Consider the following 17,718-nt stretch of genomic DNA (forward strand, 5'->3'; position numbering starts at 1 on the left):
CCTCCCTCACCGCTATCTATGGTGCGAAGGGTGGTAACGGTGTAGTCATCGTGACAACCAAGTCCGCTCAGGAAGGCAAGACTCAGGTTTCGCTCAATCTTCAGGGTTCTGTCAGCCACATTTCCAAGAAGCTTGACCTTCTGGATGCCTACGGATTCGTAGATTACCAGTGGGACTTCGCAACCGGTCGTTCGAAATCTTCAAGCGCAGCCCGTCTGTTCCGCTACAACTTCGGTAACATCCGTGACCTTGACCTCTATCGCAGCGCTCCCACCCACGATTGGCAGGACGAGGTGATGGGTAATGATCCTTTCTCTTATTCGACCAACCTTTCTATCGGTGGCGGTAACGACAAGACCCGCTATAACATCTCGTTCACCCAGTCTGACGACCGCGGTATCATCATGGGTTCAGGCGTACGCCGTACCAACATCCACACCAAACTCCAGACCAAGCTTCTCCCCAACCTCACACTCCAGTACAATCCTAAGATTTCGTATCGTCGTGACGAGGGTGCAGGTGGCGACAACGTGGGCACAGGCGGTATCATCGACGTGCTCCGCTATCGTCCGACCAACGGTATCCGCGAACTTGGCGGTGGTATCACGTGGACTCCCGGTGCAGCCGACCCTGACCAGGAAGCCCTCTTCGAATACACCAACCCTGTCAACGACATCCGTACAAATGTGCGTAAGAAGCACGCTTACACCATTGCCAACCAGGCTTCTCTCGAGTTCAAGCCTATCCAGAACCTTACTCTCCGCACCGAAGGCAACTATACATTCTCATTCAGCGACGACAACCGTTTCTGGGGTCCCCTGACTAAAACCGGTCGCGATAACCAGACTCTTCCCGTCGCTCAGGTTGAAAAGAAGCAGACAACACAGTACACGTGGACCACAACTGCTTCCTACGATTGGTCAATCAAGGAGAAGAACAATTTCTACGCTCTCGTCGGTTTCGAGCTTTACCACAAGCAGGGTGAGTCAACTACGCAGAAGAACCGTTATTTCCCCCGCGAAATCACGGCTGACAAGGCGATCCACAATCTCGGTCTCGGCAAGCCTTGGGTTTCTGAATCAAGCCTCGGCACTGCAGACCGCACCACTTCATACTTCGGTCAGCTCAACTACAACTATGACCACAAGTATCTCCTCTCGGCTACATTCCGTGCCGACGGTTCGACAATGTTCGCTCCCGGTCATCAGTGGGGCTACTTCCCCTCGGTTTCAGGTGCATGGGTTATCTCAAGCGAGGATTTCATGAAGGATCTCAGCTGGCTCACGGAACTTAAGCTCCGTGCTGCTATCGGTAAGGCCGGTAACAACCGTATCAAAGCTGACATGTGGCGTTATCTCTACACCTCCAACGGTTCAGGTGGTCCCAACTTTGGTGAATCTGCAGAGAACCCTGATGGTGAACTCTACTACGACACCTCTAACTATCTCCCCAACCCTGACATCAAGTGGGAGACTACCCTCACCCGCAACTTCGCTCTCGACCTTTCATTCTTCAACGGTCGTCTGCGTATCACTCCGGAATACTACTGGAACACAACCTCCGACCTTATCTATGAGGCAGACGTGCTGACCACCATCGGCTATGGCAAGCAGTTTCAGAACATCGGTCAGGTGACCAACCGCGGTTTTGAAATCTCTGTCAACGGCGACATTCTCCGTGGTAAGGATTATGTCCTCTCGGCCAACTTCAACCTCGGTGCCAACAAGATGAAGGTCGACAAGCTCACAGGCGATGAAAACTTCCTCGAACTCCGTCACTCCCGCGCCAACACTGACGCCGGTAACAACTACCGTCTTGAAGTCGGTGGCGAAGTAGGTCTTATCTATGGTTATGTCTACGACGGTCTTTATGGCTTTGACGAATTCACCTACAACGCAGCAAAGTCTGCCTACGATCCCATCCCCCAGGTGTTCGATGAGAACGGCAAGCTCGTCTCGGGTACAATACTTATGGACAATATGTATAACTCGAATGACCAGGGCGCACAGACCCAGCCCGGTAAGCCCAAATTCAAGGACCTCAACGGCGATGGCGTGATTGACCAGAACGACAAGACCATCATCGGCCGCACGACTCCCAAACTTCAGGGTGGTTTCGGCCTCAACGGTCAGTATAAGGGTTTTGACTTCACAGCCAACTTCACCTTCTTCCTTGACTTCGACGTCTACAACGCAACTGCCTACCGTCTGTCATCCTCGATGAACAACAAGAACAATTTCTACAATGTCCTCTCGTCGTTCAACAAGGGCACACGTTGGACCTACACTGATGTCGAGAAGCGTTGGGAACACATGCTTGGCAACACTCAGGGCACATGGACCAACTTCGAAGGTTCAGGCGTTCCCATGACTGAAAACAGAGAGCTCTGGGGCTATGAGATGTATCAGTACATCAATGGCAACCGCAAGGAATGGAACCCCGCCGACATCACCAAGGAATACACCATTTCACGTTTCGTTGAGGACGGTTCATTCCTCCGTTGTACCGACATCACCCTCGGCTACTCACTTCCCCAGAACATCATCAGCAAGGCCGGCATGTCGAAGCTCCGTGTCTACGGTTCTGTGACCAATCCGTTCATCATTACCAGCTATTCCGGATATGACCCCGAAGTTGATGTGCAGAGCGGCCTCACTCCTTCCTACGATATGAACCGCTACCCGCGTTCACGTAGCTACGTTTTCGGTCTTAACGTGACCTTCTAATTAAATCATAATACCAATTACGGAATAATCACAATGAAATTTCGCAATATATTTTTAACAGGTCTCTCGGTAGTGGCACTTGCCTCATGCTCGGACTATCTGGACGTTGATGCTCCTTCGAAGAACGACCCGGACTATGTTTACTCCGACAAGACCGAGATGAACAATGCCCTCAACGGTATCTACACTGCCATGCTGAGCAGCGACACCTATGGCGACAAGCTGTACTCAACCTACGTCATGAACACTGACGTTGACTTCAAGACCAACTCCGGCCGATTCCTTTCAGGTTCGAACTGGTATCGCTACGATGCTGACCCCGACGGAGGAAACATCAACTCGACATGGAAGCAGCAGTATGCAACCATCGAATTGGCCAACCTCTTCGTGGAGGGCACCGAATCATCGTCGCTCTACAATCCGGAGGATGAGACCGAATATGCTGAAATACGCCAGATGCTTGGCGAGGCTAAGGTGATACGCGCCATCGTCTACCATGACCTCACCTGGATGTTCGGTGACGTTCCTTTCTCGTTCAATTCTTCGCGTACTGCAACCGAGAAGATCTATCCCATCATGGACCGTGCTGAAATCCTTGACAATATCATCGAGGATCTTAAGGGAATTGCCGACGACATGAAGTTTGCCGATGAACTTTCAGATGGAGTTGAACGCATCTCTAAAGAAATGGCATGGGCTATGATCGCGCGCATCGCGCAGACTGCCGCCGGCTATACCCTCCGTCCCGACGGTGAAAGCTACGGCAAGATGGTCCGCATGAATGACAACTATCTTGACTATTACGCCATCACCCGTGACTATGCACAGAAGGTGATTGATTCACAGAAACATCGTCTCGGCAAGGAATTCTATCAGGTGTTCTATGATGAATGTAACTTTGCCCCCGCTTCAGGCGATGACGTCATCTGGGAAATCCCTTTCGCAAAGACAGCAAGCGGACGCGTAGGCTATGCCCACGGCCCCAAGATGGACTCCTATCAGAGCGAGACTCCCCATAACTATGGAGAGGCCAAGTCTGATGTTCGCCTTAACGCCACATATCGTTTCATGTTCAACGAAAACGATGTCCGCCGCGACTATATCAACCAGCTCACAGAGTATGATGCCCCCAATGGCGATGCGATATTTGACAATACCTATACCGTAGCCAACGGCAAATGGTCGAAACTTTGGGTAAGAGGTGGACTCGGAAACCAGACTACCGATAAGACCGGTATCAATTTCCCTTTCATGCGCTACGCCGACGTGCTTCTCATGTATGCTGAGGCTATCAATGAGATCGAACATGGTGTGGGAGGTCCTGCCGGAGCTAAAGCAATGGAAGCTGTCGCTCAGGTTCGTCATCGTGCTTTCCCCAACAATCCTGAACTTGTTGAGCCCTATATCTCAGCCCGCACCTCAGAGGATGCTTTCCGCAAGCTCGTGCTTGATGAACGCAAGTTTGAGTTCGCAGGTGAAAACATGCGTTGGCGCGACCTCGTACGTCATGATCTTCTTGCAGAAAATGTTTATTGGACATTCTACCGTTACATTTCTCTTGCCGAGGCTTCTGAATCGTCGTCTTCAAATCTCTCGCATGTTGCCTCTTATGATTTTGACGGCAATGACGAGGCTTATGACAAAGTTCCTTTCACCATCTACAATATCCGTTCAATTGACAATAAGATGACTGTTGATGGGGTTGAAATGCCGGTATATCCACAGAACGTGTTCCCCAATCAGGATGTCAAAATATGCCGTATCCTTAATCCTTACAAGACAATGTCGTCTTCAGAAGTCAATGCTATGGGTCTCAGAGATGTCCGCCAGGATATCATTGAATGGTCTAAGGAAGGTTCAATCCGCAACGATCTCCGTTTCTCGCTCCGCGGTTATATCTATATGACTCCCGATGAAGGCGACGAAAACGGTGCAGGCGGTGTCGTCATGATTAATGACAATGGCCGTTTCGCCATGGATTCGCGAGATCTCGCTTCCTTCCCCAACCGCACCAATCTTCCCGTCATCCGTTACATTCTTCCTATCCCCCGTGCGGTTATCAGCCGCTCTCAGGGACGCTATGAGAACAAATACGGTTATAAGTAACTCACAACCTTGAATAACTAAAGAACAATGAAAAAATTCATATATGCTCTTACGCTTCTCGTTGCTCTTGGTGCAACTTCGTGTAAGGACGACGATGTAAATTTCTCACCGGTAGATCTGGACCGAATGCCAAGAACAATGTTCAGATCCGAGCATACCACTAATGTAAAGCCGGAGAACGACGATTATTCTTCAAAACTTGTCCCCAAGACAAGAAATACTGTCCAACTCCACTGGTTCGGTATTCAAGGGGCTGCAGGCTATGAGATCCGTTATGCGGAGAACCTCAACACCGGTCTTCTTGAGGACTGGAATGATCCTGCAAAGATTGTTGAATCCTTTATCGTAGGTCCGGACGTGACCCACGTTGAGATTCCCAACCTTAACTATGGCACCGACTACCGTTTTATCATCCGTGTACTTTCGCCCAAGGGTGAAGGCCATCACTCTGAATGGTATGGACTCGGCGGTGGCCGCGAATGGGAGGATTACTGCGGTATCAAGACTGATGACCGCTACACCACTCCCGGTATCTGCGGACAGAAGGAAAAGGATTACCATGAAGTTACCTTTACTTATAAGCTCGCTTTTGATGCCAAGGACTATTCATCGTCAGACCTCATGGAGACTCTTGAGGACGGCACACCCAACCCCGACTACATCAAGAACCGCTTCGATGTCGATAACAACGGCAATTTCGTTGTCAGCACAATCGTAGTCAAACCCGCTCCTTTTAATCCGAATGCCAAGATGCCTGACGGATTTGTCAATGGTCTCCGTACACTGACAGATGAGGAAAAGGCTGCCGGCGAGATCCGCCTTACCGGTCTTGACGAAAACTGCGGATACTACATCACCCTCCGCAATGATTCACGCATGTTCACCTATACAAACATGTCAGGTGAAACTATCAGCACCGACATCGATGCTGAATACAATCAGGTTTTTGTCCGCACCAAGGGTGACCCCGGTGACCCAATCATCATCGAGCCTATCGTTGACCCCAATGACACAATTCCCGGTGCAGTAGAGTACAATGCAACACGTATTGACACCATCATCACCAACTTTGTAAACTCAAATGAGATTGCAGAAGGCCAGGTTTACTATCTCCGTGGTGGACACAACTACTACACTACAGGTAACCCCCTCGTGCAGAAAGGCTTCACCCTCGCCACACATCCCGACGACCTCGCAGCAGGCAAGCGTGCCGTTGTTTATCTCGGCGGTATCTCCCTTAAGGGTGGCAACCCCGTGACCGGAAACTGGGTGCTTGGTAAGAACAAGGAAGCAGGCGACGTTGATGCTCCTATCGAAATCGGCGACGTCATTTTCGAAGGCATTGACTTCCAGTGTCCTCTTGCCCGCAACTTTGGCGACGGCAGCGCTACCGGTAACTACTTCGTCAACATGTACTCAGGCGGTCTTGCCGTGTCATTTGAATCGTTCCAGCTTAAGAACTGTACATTCCAGGGCTTTACCCGTGGCTTCTTCCGTGTGCAGGGTCCCCGCTACAAAATCTTCAAGAAGATCCTTATCGAGGACTGTCTCTTCTACAATCAGGGCTACTATGACAACAACGGTCGCGGTTACTCCTGGTTTGCAGGTGACGGTAACAATGCGAAATCAAATCTCTACAATGATTTCCAGATGCGTCGTTGCACATTCTACGATTCTCCGCGCCACGCCCTCCTCTCTGACAACAACAAGGACCTTCTCTGGGGCGATGACATCCACTTCAACATCGCTATCGAGAACTGTACGTTCATCAACTTCTCGACCCGCTCGTCAGGCCGTATGCTCTTCGAATTCCGTTTCATGCCCAATGATTCGAAAATCACATTCAAGAACAACCTCATCGTTCTTGCATCTGACAAGAATGATACTCGCGAACTCAACCAGTCCGGCTGTGACTTCCGCAGTATCGCCGGTGCAGCCAATGTGACATGGGATCTCAAGGACAACTATTCGCTCGGTTCGCGTGACGCCCACATGAAGGACGACGGTATCTTCACCTCAGCCGGCTTCTCGGCCAAGAAGAACTCCATCGGCGACAAGTGGGATTGGACTCCCGGCCTTGTTTCCGGCGATGCATCTGACCTCGTCGTTAAGACCGGTGCAACTCCGCTCCGTGCCGATGAATTCTTCCAGGCTCCCAACCCGAAGCGTACCAACTACAGCAAGGCTAATCCCCACAGGGAAGACCATGCGGCTCCCGATAACATCTTCGAGGCTCTTAAGGTCCGCGGCTCTGATGCCAAGGTTCAGTCTCACGAGATTTATCAGAAGCGCATCGGTGACCCCCGTTGGTACTAATCTCGAAAAAATGATGTCTACTATATTTGACTGAAATTAAATATCGGACATCTATCCAAAAGCCTCAGGCCGACTCCACTCCCGGAGCCGGCCTGAGTTTTTATTGCACCATAGTTGATACAGTCATAAAAGGATATAAGACTAAAAGGAAATATCCCTTCCCCCACCAAAAAAAATTACCCCGCCTCTGCCCGGTGGGGCGGAGGCGGGGTTGAAGAGGGAGAATGAGTGCGGATGGGTTCAGCGGGTGAACCTCATCGGTTCCGGTGACGACCGGCATCACCGGTATGGGTCATTGCAATCAGTTGCGCCAGCGGGGGTCGCCGATGTTCTTCTCGACGATTACCGAGGGGAGAGTGCGGTAACGGAGAGCATTGTGGATGTCGGCAGGAGCCTCGTGGTCCGACGGATGCGGACGGGCAGCATCGTAGGCCGAGTGGACAGGATTCGGGCTGGTGAAAAGATCAGTAGCGCGGAGAGCCTGGCCGTTGTCGTCGGTGAGAGCCTTCACCTTCAGGTCATCCTTCGAACCGAGGTTACCGGGATTCCAAGTGGCGGCACCGAATGAATTCTTCGAGTTTGAGAACTGCGAACCGGTGAAGATCTTGTCGTCCTTGTCATGGCTCTCGGTGCAACCCACAGAGTAGTTGTCCGAGACATTGAAGGAGAACTCACCGCTACCCTTGACCGTGCGGATGTCGGCACCGGTCTGATAGATTGAACGCTCATCGGCAGCGTCGCGGGCGAGTACAATCAGGTTGCGACGGAAAGAGTAGTATGAACCACCGGGAACGTAGCGGGTCTGGAAGAAGTTGCGACCCGAAGAACGGGTGGAGAAGTTGATGAAGGTGTTGCCTTCGATGCGGATGTTCCACTTCACGTTGTCGGCATAGTTGATGTCCTTGTCGTTGTCCGAGATGAGGGCAGTGCGGGGAGAGTCATACATGGTGTTGTTGGTCCATGAGAAATCGCAGAAGATGTTTGAGGTGGTCTTCGCGCCGTCACCGGCAATCCATGCATAGCCACGACCGTTGTTGTCATAGTAACCGCAGTTGTAGAAGAGGTTGCCGTCGACAACGATTTTCTTGAACGTCTTGTCTTTCTTGCCCTGAACACGGAGGAAACCGCGGATCATACGCTGGAAAGAACAGTTGCGGATTTCGAGCGACTCAAACACGACTTCCATACCGTCGGAGTACATGTTGGCGAAATAGTTGCCGGAAGCCGAAGCCACGCCGGTCTCCTGATGGCCGAAGTTGGTGGCCTTGGGACAGTCGAAATCAATGTTCTCGAAGATTACCGAGCCAACCTCGATGGGGAAGTCCGACTCGCCTGCCTGACGTTGACGGCCAAACATGAAGTTGGAAGTGTTGAGTTCGGCAGTTTCCGCACCGTATTCGTCAAGACGTACACCGATGCCGCCGAGGTATACAGTCGCACGCTTTCCAAGAGCCACATCGTCGGGGTTGGTGGCGAGAGTGAAGCCCTTTGCAATCACGGGATTCTCATAGAAGTAGTAAGCCTTACCACCTTCGAGATAGAAGACCTGACCTTCGGCGAGACGCACATTGTTGGCAAACTGACCGATGACGGTGTCGAGGGGACATGCATTGTATTCAACAGCGCCGGGGATGGGATCCTTGGCCCAGACCTTGTGCTCGATGAGGATGGGAGCACCGGGATCACCATAGATAGGCTTGCTGATTGAGTTGTAGCGGGCATCTACAATCGCGGGTTTCGAGACGTTGATAGCATTAATCTCATACTTGGCGTTCATCGTAAGACCGCCGACGCGGAAGGTTGCGACACCGTCCTTGAAATCAGTGGGCTGGAGAGTATAGTCGAGCCACTTCGACTCGATGCTTGCATCGGGAGTATCCTTGGAGGGGGTGATGACGAGCTTGTCGACCTTGAACTTGGCGGTAGCCATGTCGTTCTGGGTGCCGTCCTGCACGAAATCGAAGTTCTTCTTGAAATCCTCGAAAATCGACTGATATTCCGATTCCTTGGTGGCGAGTTCCTTCACATGGTCAAAGACATTGATGTCGATGCTCACGATGAAGGCATCGTTGCTCTCGGCAATGTCGGCCTTGACCATCTTGGGAGTGGCGTAGCGGGGTTCGGTCACAAGACCTGCCTGCTCGGCCCACTCGCGGCCATTGCCCATGCCATACCACTTGGAGTGGCGCGACTCATTGCCGTCGGGGTGAAGCACACGGATTGCGAAACGATAGCCCTGCTCATATTCGAGGTCGTCGATGCGGAGGGTTAGCTGATCGGCGGGAACAATCTTCGAGTAGCTCCCGTCGGGCCACTGATAGAGGCGCGAAGTGTCGGTCCAATGCTCTTCGAGGCCTGAGGTCAGACCCGCTTCGGGTCCGAACTTGATTTCATAGCCTGCGGCACCCGAAACGCCATACCATGCGAGGATGACGGAGTTGAGTTCTTCGGTGAGCACACGCATTCCGTAGGGGTCGTCGGAGACATTGGTGTTCTCCTCCAGACGGAACATGGTCATCGGCATACGGTTATAGTCTTCCGCAGGATTTGCGGGCCCCATGATCTCATCGTCGTCCTTACAGGAAGCGAATCCGAGGCCGATGATGGCGGTCAGGCAGTATAATAGTGTCTTTTTCATATTATGAGTCTGATGATTTAGATTTAGGAGTTGGGTTTTGAAAAAAATTGATGTTATCTGTAACCGTATTTGTTGACATATTTACCCTGGGAGCGTGTGATGACCGCACGCGGATAAGGAAGGATGTAGCGCACTGCCGGAAGCTGCTCTACGGTCGGGTAGCTCGAGGGATCGGGAGCGTTGACATAGTTGCCGTTGTCATTTATCTTGATCATGCCACCGTCGAAGGTGATGTAGCCACGGAGCGAGTAGAGGAAGTGGGCGGTCGGGCGGGAGTTGTTCTCGTCAAACCAGTTCATGTAGTCGGCGCGTGCCACGGTCTGGTCCTTGCCGTCGACCTTTATCTTTATCTTCTCGTCGCCGGAAGCCGGGAGACGGTAGGGATTCACGATGTAGACCACACGGACATTGGGCGACTGCTGGGGGAACTTGCTTACTGAATAATAATCATTGTTGGGGACATTATTGAGATAGTAGAGCGAGTTCATCCACTTGCTGTTGTAGATAGAACCGTCACCGAAATCAAATTCACCGACGAATTCGTCGTAGCCGCTTCCACGGTCAGCCGCTGCATAGTAGCGGAAGAATGTCCAGTAGAGCTGCTCGTTGAGCATGTTGTTGCGGACAAGGTCACGCCAGCGCATGTTCTCACCTGCGAACTCAAACTTGCGTTCGTCAAGGACAGCCTTGAGGAAGGAATCGTGGTCCATGCCACCGGTGTAGGCAGCCTTGGAGGGAGCGGTCGGGAAAGCGCGCTGACGCACCTGCTCGTAGCGCTCGATTGCCTTCGAGGTCGGACGGCCGTTGAGTTCGTTCTCAGCCTCGGCCGACATGAGGAGGACATCGGCATAGCGCATGTAGGGGAAGTTGAAGCCGGTGTTGCCTTCGGTGGCTGAACCGAGACCGTTCTTGTTCCAGAGTTTCGACCATTTGCCGTTGTAGTTCGTGCGGCTGTTGTTGAGCTGAGCCTCACCCTGGTTGTTGTAGCCGAAGAGCTGGTTCACGAAGTCGCGGCGCACGTCGTCCTCATCGAAGAGGAAGCGGTAGAGAGCGTTGAGCTGAGCCGAGCTCGATGCCTTGCCCCAGGAGTGGGTGGTCACGCCGGACTGGTTGTCCATCTTCGGACCGTGGATATAGCCCACGTTGCCTGATGAGAGGGTTCCGAAGGGGATTTCCCAGATGACATCGTCGCCGGGAGTGTAGTCATAGTTGCAGTTGCCGACAAACACTTCATGGTAGGGCTTCGAGAGGCTATGGTTGGTCTTCATCACCACTGAGTCGCAAAACTCGGCTGCGGTGGCATAGAATTCCTTGTAATTGTCCGGACGCTTCATGGTTCCGAACTCACCACCCTCGGGACGGAGCGAATAGCCGCCGGCGGTCATTGCCAGACGGGCGATCATCGCCCATGCCATGTCCTTCGAGATGCGCTGCGGACCGTCGGAGAACGACTGGGCGGTCGAAAGCTGCATCTTCGATGCAATCCCCTTGAGATCCTCGATGAGATCCGAGAGAATCTGGGTGCGGTCACCGACCGAATAGATTTTCTCCGGGCTCTTGTAGGAGGGAAGGAGGGAATAGGGAACATCGCCGAAGTACCACACGAGGTCATGATAGAAAATCGAGCGGAGCACCTTGACCTCACCGAGCATCTGCATCAGTTCAGAGTCTTCCTCATCATAGATGACAGCATTCTCGATACCGTCGATGAGCATGTTGGCGCGTTCGATACCTGTGTAGAGGGCATCCCATGCCTTTTTGATGTCACCGCCGTCGGGGTCGCACTCATAGCGCTGGTAGGCCGACGATGATGCGAACTCACTGTCGAGAATCTTGAATTCGACATCGGTGTTGAACGAGAGTTTCTCGATGAAATTCTGTCCGTAGGTCTCATTGTTTAGCATGGCCGCATAGACACCGTTGAGAGCATTGCGCATCTCCTTCTTGTCAGAGAACACATATTCGGGATCATTCTTCGACGGGGCATCGACATCGAGATAGTCGGAGCAGGAAGCGAAGGCAACCGCCGAGAGACCGGTTAAGAATATATTGCGTAATTTCATTTTTTCTTCTTCGTAAAAGAGGTATATAGATTTTTATGTCTTAGAAAGTGACATTCAGACCGAACACATAGCTGCGGCTACGGGGATAGCGGTTGAAGTCGAATGAAGGAGTGAGACCGCTCTGGACATCCACTTCAGGGTCATAACCGGTGTAGTTGGTGATGATGAAGGGGTTGGTGACAGAAGCATAGAAGCGGAGCTTCGACATGCCGGCCTTGTTTATGAAGTTCTGCGGGACGTTGTAGCCGAGGGTGATGTCGGTACAGCGGAGGAACGATCCGTCTTCAACGAAGTAGCTCATGGTGACGTCCTTGTTGAGATCCATCGGGTTCCAGCGGGTCTGGCCCTGGTTCATCGCGAGGTAGCGGTCGTAGGCACCCTGCATCCAGGTGTTGCCGTAGAGACATTCGGAGCCGTCAGCGTAGCGCCAGCGGTCGGAGAATGCGCCGAGCACGTTCTTGAAGGTATTCTTGTTGTCGATTGACGACGAGAGATAGTAGGCGGTGGCGTTGTAGACATCGAAGTCGAGGAAGTAGGTGAAGTTGGCGTTGAAGTCAAAATTCTTCCACTGACCGTTGAGGCCGAAACCACCCTGGAGGCGGGGAGTAGTGCGTCCGATGACTGTGCGGTCATGATCGTCGATGACACCGTCGCCATTGAGGTCCTTGAACTTGGGCTTGCCCGGGAGGGTCGGAGCGCCTGACTGGGAATTGTCAAAGATATTGTCCATGCTGACAGTTCCTTCCTTGGGATAGTAGGTTGCCTTGGGGACATCATAGTAGAACTCGTCGGTCGAGTAGAGTCCGTCGTAGACGAAACCGTAGAGCAGACCTACCTCACCGCCCACTTCGAGGCGATAGTTGTAGCCTCCGTCCTTAGAGCGGCTGTGGGTATCGTAGAGATACTTGTTGTCGCCTGTGAGCTTGTCGACCACCATCTTGTTTGCGCCAAGGTTGAAGTTGGCTGAGAGCGAGTAGTCCTTGCCACGGAGAATGTCGCCGCTGATTGCGATTTCAAAACCGCGGTTGGTCACCTGACCGATGTTCTGATACTGCTGGGTGTAGCCCACGGTAGAGAGGATGTCGGCCTTGTAGATAAGGTCGGAAGTGGTGTTCCAGTAGTATTCCGGAGTGATGCGCAGACGGCCGTTGAAGAGAGAGAGGTCAATCGCGAAGTTGCGGGTAAGGGTGGTTTCCCACTTGAGGTCGGGGTTGGGGAGATACTTGTCGGGACCATACCAGAGGTTGCCGTCGTTGGCACCGCCTGTCTCGCCGAAGGCCGGACCTCCGGTGGTGTTGGTCTGATAGAGGTAACGCCACATGTCGGCATCGATGTTATTGTTACCGGCCTTACCGATTGCGGCACGGAGCTTAAGTTCGGTGAGCCAGGTGAAGTCCTTCATGAAGTCCTCGCTTGACACGACCCATGCACCTGAGACTGAGGGGAAGTAGCCCCACTGGTTGCCGGGAGCGAACATCGAGGAACCGTCGGCACGGAAGGTTGCGGAGAGGAGATACTTGTGGTCATAATTGTAGTTGAGCTGACCGAAGTATGAGGTCGTGCGGTTGGGAGTTCCAAGCTCGGAAGTCGACTGGTAGGGAGAACCGAGACCCATGTTGTTGAGAGCCTTGTCGGCCGAGATGTTGTCGGGGAAGTAGCGGTTCTTCTGATAGGTCGACTGCGACTGCTTGTCGTAGAGTTCGAAACCTGCGAGGGCATAGAAGTTGTTCTTGTCCTTGATGGTCCAGTCGTAGGATGCGGTCGTGGTCCAGGTGTAGGAGTTAGTCTGAATCTTTTCGATTGAAGCGACAGGGTTTGAGTTGTGCTTCTTACCTTCGGCTGTGTGACGGCCCCAGAAACGCTTGTCGTCCTTGAACTGGATGGTATAGACACCTTCGGTGCGGAGAGTCAGACCGTCGATGGGTTTCCATTCGAGAGAGGCCTGGTTGGCGATGGTGTAGGAGTGGCGCTTGCGCACGTTTGTCTTGATGTCGGATACAGGGTTGGTGTATTCGAAAATCTTCTCCTGGTCCGGGTCGATGGTCTCTGCGGGCCACCATGCGCCGTCGCGTTCGCGGATACCGTTGGTCGGGCGGTAGCGGAGCACGTCGATGATACCGCCTGTGCCCACGTTGTCGCCACCTGCACCCTCGTCACGGCGATATGACATCTTGGGATTGTACTGGAGGGTAAGGTTGGGAAGAATCTTGGTCTGGAGTTTGGTAAGGATGTTGGTACGGCGGACGCCTGTGCCCATGATGATACCTTCATCGTCAGACTGTGTGAGCGATACGTTGAAGCGGGTCTTTTCATTGCCGCCACCGATTGATACGTTGGTAGAATATGAGAAGGGATTGTTGCCCATCACTTCATCCTGCCAGTCATGTGTGCGGGCCTGCTTGTAGAGGTCCATGTCCTGCGGGTTACCGAAGTTGTAGCGGAACAGACGGGTCTGTGAGTTACGGGTCGAACGTCCGGTGGCATAGTCCCACTGGTAGTTCACGAAATCATAGGCATCCATAAGCTCGAGCTTCTTGGAGATATGGCTGACAGAACCCTGGGCGTTGAACGACACCTGGGTCTTGCCCTCCTGAGCCGACTTGGTTGTCACGATGACTACACCGTTACCACCCTTCGCACCATAGATGGCGGTGAGGGAGGCATCCTTGAGGATGTCGATGCTCTGGATGTCGCTCGGGGGAATGTCGTTGATGTTGTCGGTCTGGAAACCATCGACGATGTAGAGAGGGTCGTTGGACTGGGTCACTGACGTCGCACCGCGGACGCGGATGTTGATGTCGGCACCGGGCTGACCGTCGACCGTGGTCACCTGCACACCTGCGACCTTACCCTGAAGGGCTACAGCCGCTGAGGTCACGGGGACCGCTGAAAGTTTCGCTCCGGAGACCGAACCTACCGAGCCGGTGAGGTCGCGGCGGGCGCGAGTGCCACCGTAGCCGATGACTACCACTTCGTCGAGTGATTCAGAATCTTCAGTGAGAGTGATTGTGAGGTTGCTCTGACCGTTGACGGCGACTTTCTCAGTCTTGTAGCCGATGTAGGTCACCACGAGAGTGGCGTTGGAAGCAACATTCTTAAGGGTAAAGTTTCCGTCGAGGTCAGTAACCACTATATTGTTAGTGCCATCAACTTGGACGGTAGCTCCAATCATAGGTTCTTCGGTGCTGTCGATGACCGTACCGTTGACGGTAAGGTTCTGGGCATTTGCTTTGAAGCCCACGCAAAGCACCAACAAGATTAGCATGGTTTTCCATTGCACTGCAAAGGAAGGGTGGCGCAGCCATTGACTACGACTTACGATCAAGTCTTTCATGTTGTGTTTCAAAATAATAAATTAAGATTTCTTTCATGCAAATTAAATGATTGATATGATAGTGGTTAGCCTTGGAAGCTATTACCGTTTCAAAAGGTTTGTGAAAGTTGGGTGTGTTTTGTCGGTTTCTAAATTCAGTTGATTGGATTCGGGCCGAAAAAGGGCCGTCGGTTCATAGAGAAAATGAATCGGCAGATCGCATGATTGGCCTACGGAACAGTCTGTTAAAAGAGGGGAATGTTCAGATAAAGGTCGGGAGGGGAGATCAGAAGGATGGCACAGAGGCCGGGATCAATAAAAGTCAGTATGTGTGTTTTCAGACATTTGGTCTTTAGTTCGGATGGCGGTCATCGACCGGCTTTTCGATAATTGTGAACCCTTATTTATAAGGTGGAAAATTATGACTGAAAAACATTGTAAGAAATACGAAAAGTGCATTCTTCAATTGGTGTAATCAGAGTTGATGCTGTGTGTGTTTTTGTTTTCGATTGTAAAATTACCAATTCTCTCGGAAACATGCAAATTTTCTGAGCTAATTTAGAATGTTTTAATATCTTAGCAAAATTTTATTTAATTTTAAAATCTATTCGCAATTTCATCAGCCAATTGGTGTCATTGACCATTTTTACCAACACCAAATGGATGAAAAACAACATAATTGTTAACATTAAATAATTCTTCGCAATGTCAGTTGGCAGTTTGGAAGGGTATTGCTAATTTTGTAGGCCGACACGCAGGCTTCGGCCCTTTTCAGGGTCTTCTGTCGGCCTACACTAAGGGGGATGATTTTCTCCCGCACCACAGCCTGCAAGGTGACGACATTCATAACCAATCAAACAATAACAGACCACCATGAAGAAATTTGCAATGATTGCCGCCGCTCTCTGCATCGGTCTCTCGGGCTTCGCGCAGGACGCTCCCAAGGATTGCTGCAAGCAAGGAGCCAAGAAGGAGTGCTGCAAAGCCAAGAAATCTTGCTGCACTGCCAAAAGTCTTGACGCTAAGGAAGCGTGGGCAACCCTCTATCCTCAGATCGAAAAATCAATCCAGGCTCCTACTTTCCGAGACAAGGACTACAAGATTTTCGACTACGGAAAGAAATCAAAGACCAAAGGCTTCCTCTACACCGAGCTTATTAATAAGGTGATTGACCTTTGTTCAAGCGAAGGTGGCGGCCGCGTCATCATCCCCAAGGGCACATGGCTCACAGGCCCCATCACCCTCAAGAGCAACGTGAACCTCCATCTCGAAGAGGGTGCCACCCTCCTCTTCACCGACGACACATCGCAATACCCCATCGTCAAGACCCGCTGGGAAGGCATGGACTGCTACAACTATCAGCCGATGATTTACGCCTATAAGCAGGAGAACATCGCCCTCACCGGCAAAGGCACGGTCGACGGCGGTGCATCCAACGAAAACTGGTGGCAAATGAGCGGTAAGCGTGGCTATGTCGAAGGACCTATCACTCAGAAAATCGGCCGTCCCCTCCTCCAGGAATGGAACGAGAACGGTGTGCCCGTTGAAAAGCGTATCCTCGGCGAAGGCTACGGTATGCGTCCGCAGCTCGTCAACCCCGTGGAGTGCAAGAACGTGCTCATCGAGGATGTGACACTCCTCCGCGCCGCCTTCTGGGTAATCCACCCCCTCCTCTGCGAGAACCTCACCGTCAAGGGTGTCCACATCCAGAACGACGGCCCCAACGGCGACGGCTGTGACCCCGAATCGTGCAAGAACGTGCTCATCGAAGGCTGCTACTTCGACACCGGCGACGACTGCATCGCTATCAAGAGCGGACGTAACCGCGACGGACGCGAACAGGGCATCCCCTCTGAAAACATCATCGTCCGCAACTGCCAGATGAAGAACGGCCACGGCGGTATCGTTGTCGGCAGTGAAATCTCCGGCGGTTTCAAGAACCTCTTCCTTGAGAACTGCGTCATGGACAGCCCCGAGCTTGACCGCGTGGTCCGCATCAAGACCAACGCCTGCCGCGGCGGTGTCATCGAGGACATCTATGTGCGCAACGTGGAGGTCGGCCAATGCAAGGAATCAGTGCTGAAAATCAACCTCGTCTATGAGCCCAAAGAGCTCTGCGACCGCAGCTTCCCCCCGACCGTCAAGAACGTATGGCTCGACAACATCACCTGCAAGAAGAGCAAATATGGCGTGATGATTGAGGGCTTCAAGGAAATCTGCAACATCGACAACATCAACGTTGACAACTGCCACTTCGACGGCGTGACCTCAGACGGTAACTCCATCTCGGGCCTCACAAAGAACGTCAAGTTCAACAATCTGTATATCAACGGCAAACTCGTAAAATAAACGGCAGCGGAGACCGCTCCGCACTCACCGCTTTTTCAACTTTTACATTCATGAGGGAACAGACATCAATGCTGTTCCCTCATTGTTGTTATTGCTTTTTGACAATTTTTTCATTATTAAAATCCCCAAATCGTTAATTATTTTAAAAGTTTGTTGAATTCTAACGGAAAATCATTAACTTTGGGAGAAATTTACCATACTTAAATC

The 17,718-nt window shown here is 52.0% G+C and carries 7 protein-coding genes; 4 read left to right on the forward strand and 3 right to left on the reverse strand.

All coding sequences use genetic code 11. The annotated features are described in order from the left end of the window. From QZ310_RS09320 to QZ310_RS09330, 3 genes are all read left to right on the forward strand, one after another. Positions 1–2,726: SusC/RagA family TonB-linked outer membrane protein (locus QZ310_RS09320; RefSeq protein ID WP_297072235.1), on the forward strand; the 2,726-nt coding region annotated here is incomplete at its 5' end. A gap of 33 nt (positions 2,727–2,759) precedes the next feature. Beyond that, a complete protein-coding gene (locus tag QZ310_RS09325; protein WP_297072236.1) occupies positions 2,760–4,832 on the forward strand; it encodes a RagB/SusD family nutrient uptake outer membrane protein in 2,073 nt (690 codons plus the stop codon). Between the two features lie 27 nt (positions 4,833–4,859). Continuing rightward, the gene (locus tag QZ310_RS09330) at positions 4,860–7,148 is read left to right on the forward strand and encodes a fibronectin type III domain-containing protein (RefSeq protein WP_297072237.1); all 2,289 of its coding nucleotides are present in this window, start codon (positions 4,860–4,862) and stop codon (positions 7,146–7,148) included. Positions 7,149–7,449: 301 nt separating this feature from the next. Here QZ310_RS09330 and QZ310_RS09335 read toward each other — a convergent pair whose 3' ends face one another. Genes QZ310_RS09335 through QZ310_RS09345 form a run of 3 tightly spaced genes read right to left on the reverse strand, consistent with a single transcriptional unit; the run spans position 7,450 to position 15,114 of the window. Next, entirely contained in the window at positions 7,450–9,786 is a 2,337-nt protein-coding gene (locus tag QZ310_RS09335; protein WP_297072238.1) for a hypothetical protein, read from the reverse strand. A 53-nt stretch (positions 9,787–9,839) separates the two neighbouring features. Further along, entirely contained in the window at positions 9,840–11,849 is a 2,010-nt protein-coding gene (locus tag QZ310_RS09340; RefSeq protein ID WP_297072239.1) for a RagB/SusD family nutrient uptake outer membrane protein, read from the reverse strand. Between the two features lie 40 nt (positions 11,850–11,889). Continuing rightward, positions 11,890–15,114, reverse strand: coding sequence for a TonB-dependent receptor (locus QZ310_RS09345; protein ID WP_297072240.1), 3,225 nt, complete (start codon positions 15,112–15,114; stop codon positions 11,890–11,892). 921 nt (positions 15,115–16,035) lie between these two features. Here QZ310_RS09345 and QZ310_RS09350 point away from each other — a divergent pair. Beyond that, the gene (locus QZ310_RS09350; RefSeq protein WP_297072241.1) at positions 16,036–17,511 is read left to right on the forward strand and encodes a glycoside hydrolase family 28 protein; all 1,476 of its coding nucleotides are present in this window, start codon (positions 16,036–16,038) and stop codon (positions 17,509–17,511) included. Positions 17,512–17,718: the final 207 nt, after the last annotated feature.

This window comes from uncultured Duncaniella sp., assembly GCF_910577345.1.
Lineage (GTDB): Bacteria > Bacteroidota > Bacteroidia > Bacteroidales > Muribaculaceae > Duncaniella.

Bases quoted from the DNA above. Each gene is read 5' to 3' on its own strand.
- QZ310_RS09340 (WP_297072239.1), bottom strand. From the start codon at position 11,849: ATGAAATTACGCAATATATTCTTAACCGGTCTCTCGGCGGTTGCCTTC.
- QZ310_RS09335 (WP_297072238.1), bottom strand. From the start codon at position 9,786: ATGAAAAAGACACTATTATACTGCCTGACCGCCATCATCGGCCTCGGA.
- QZ310_RS09345 (WP_297072240.1), bottom strand. From the start codon at position 15,114: ATGCTAATCTTGTTGGTGCTTTGCGTGGGCTTCAAAGCAAATGCCCAG.
- QZ310_RS09330 (WP_297072237.1), top strand. From the start codon at position 4,860: ATGAAAAAATTCATATATGCTCTTACGCTTCTCGTTGCTCTTGGTGCA.
- QZ310_RS09350 (WP_297072241.1), top strand. From the start codon at position 16,036: ATGAAGAAATTTGCAATGATTGCCGCCGCTCTCTGCATCGGTCTCTCG.
- QZ310_RS09325 (WP_297072236.1), top strand. From the start codon at position 2,760: ATGAAATTTCGCAATATATTTTTAACAGGTCTCTCGGTAGTGGCACTT.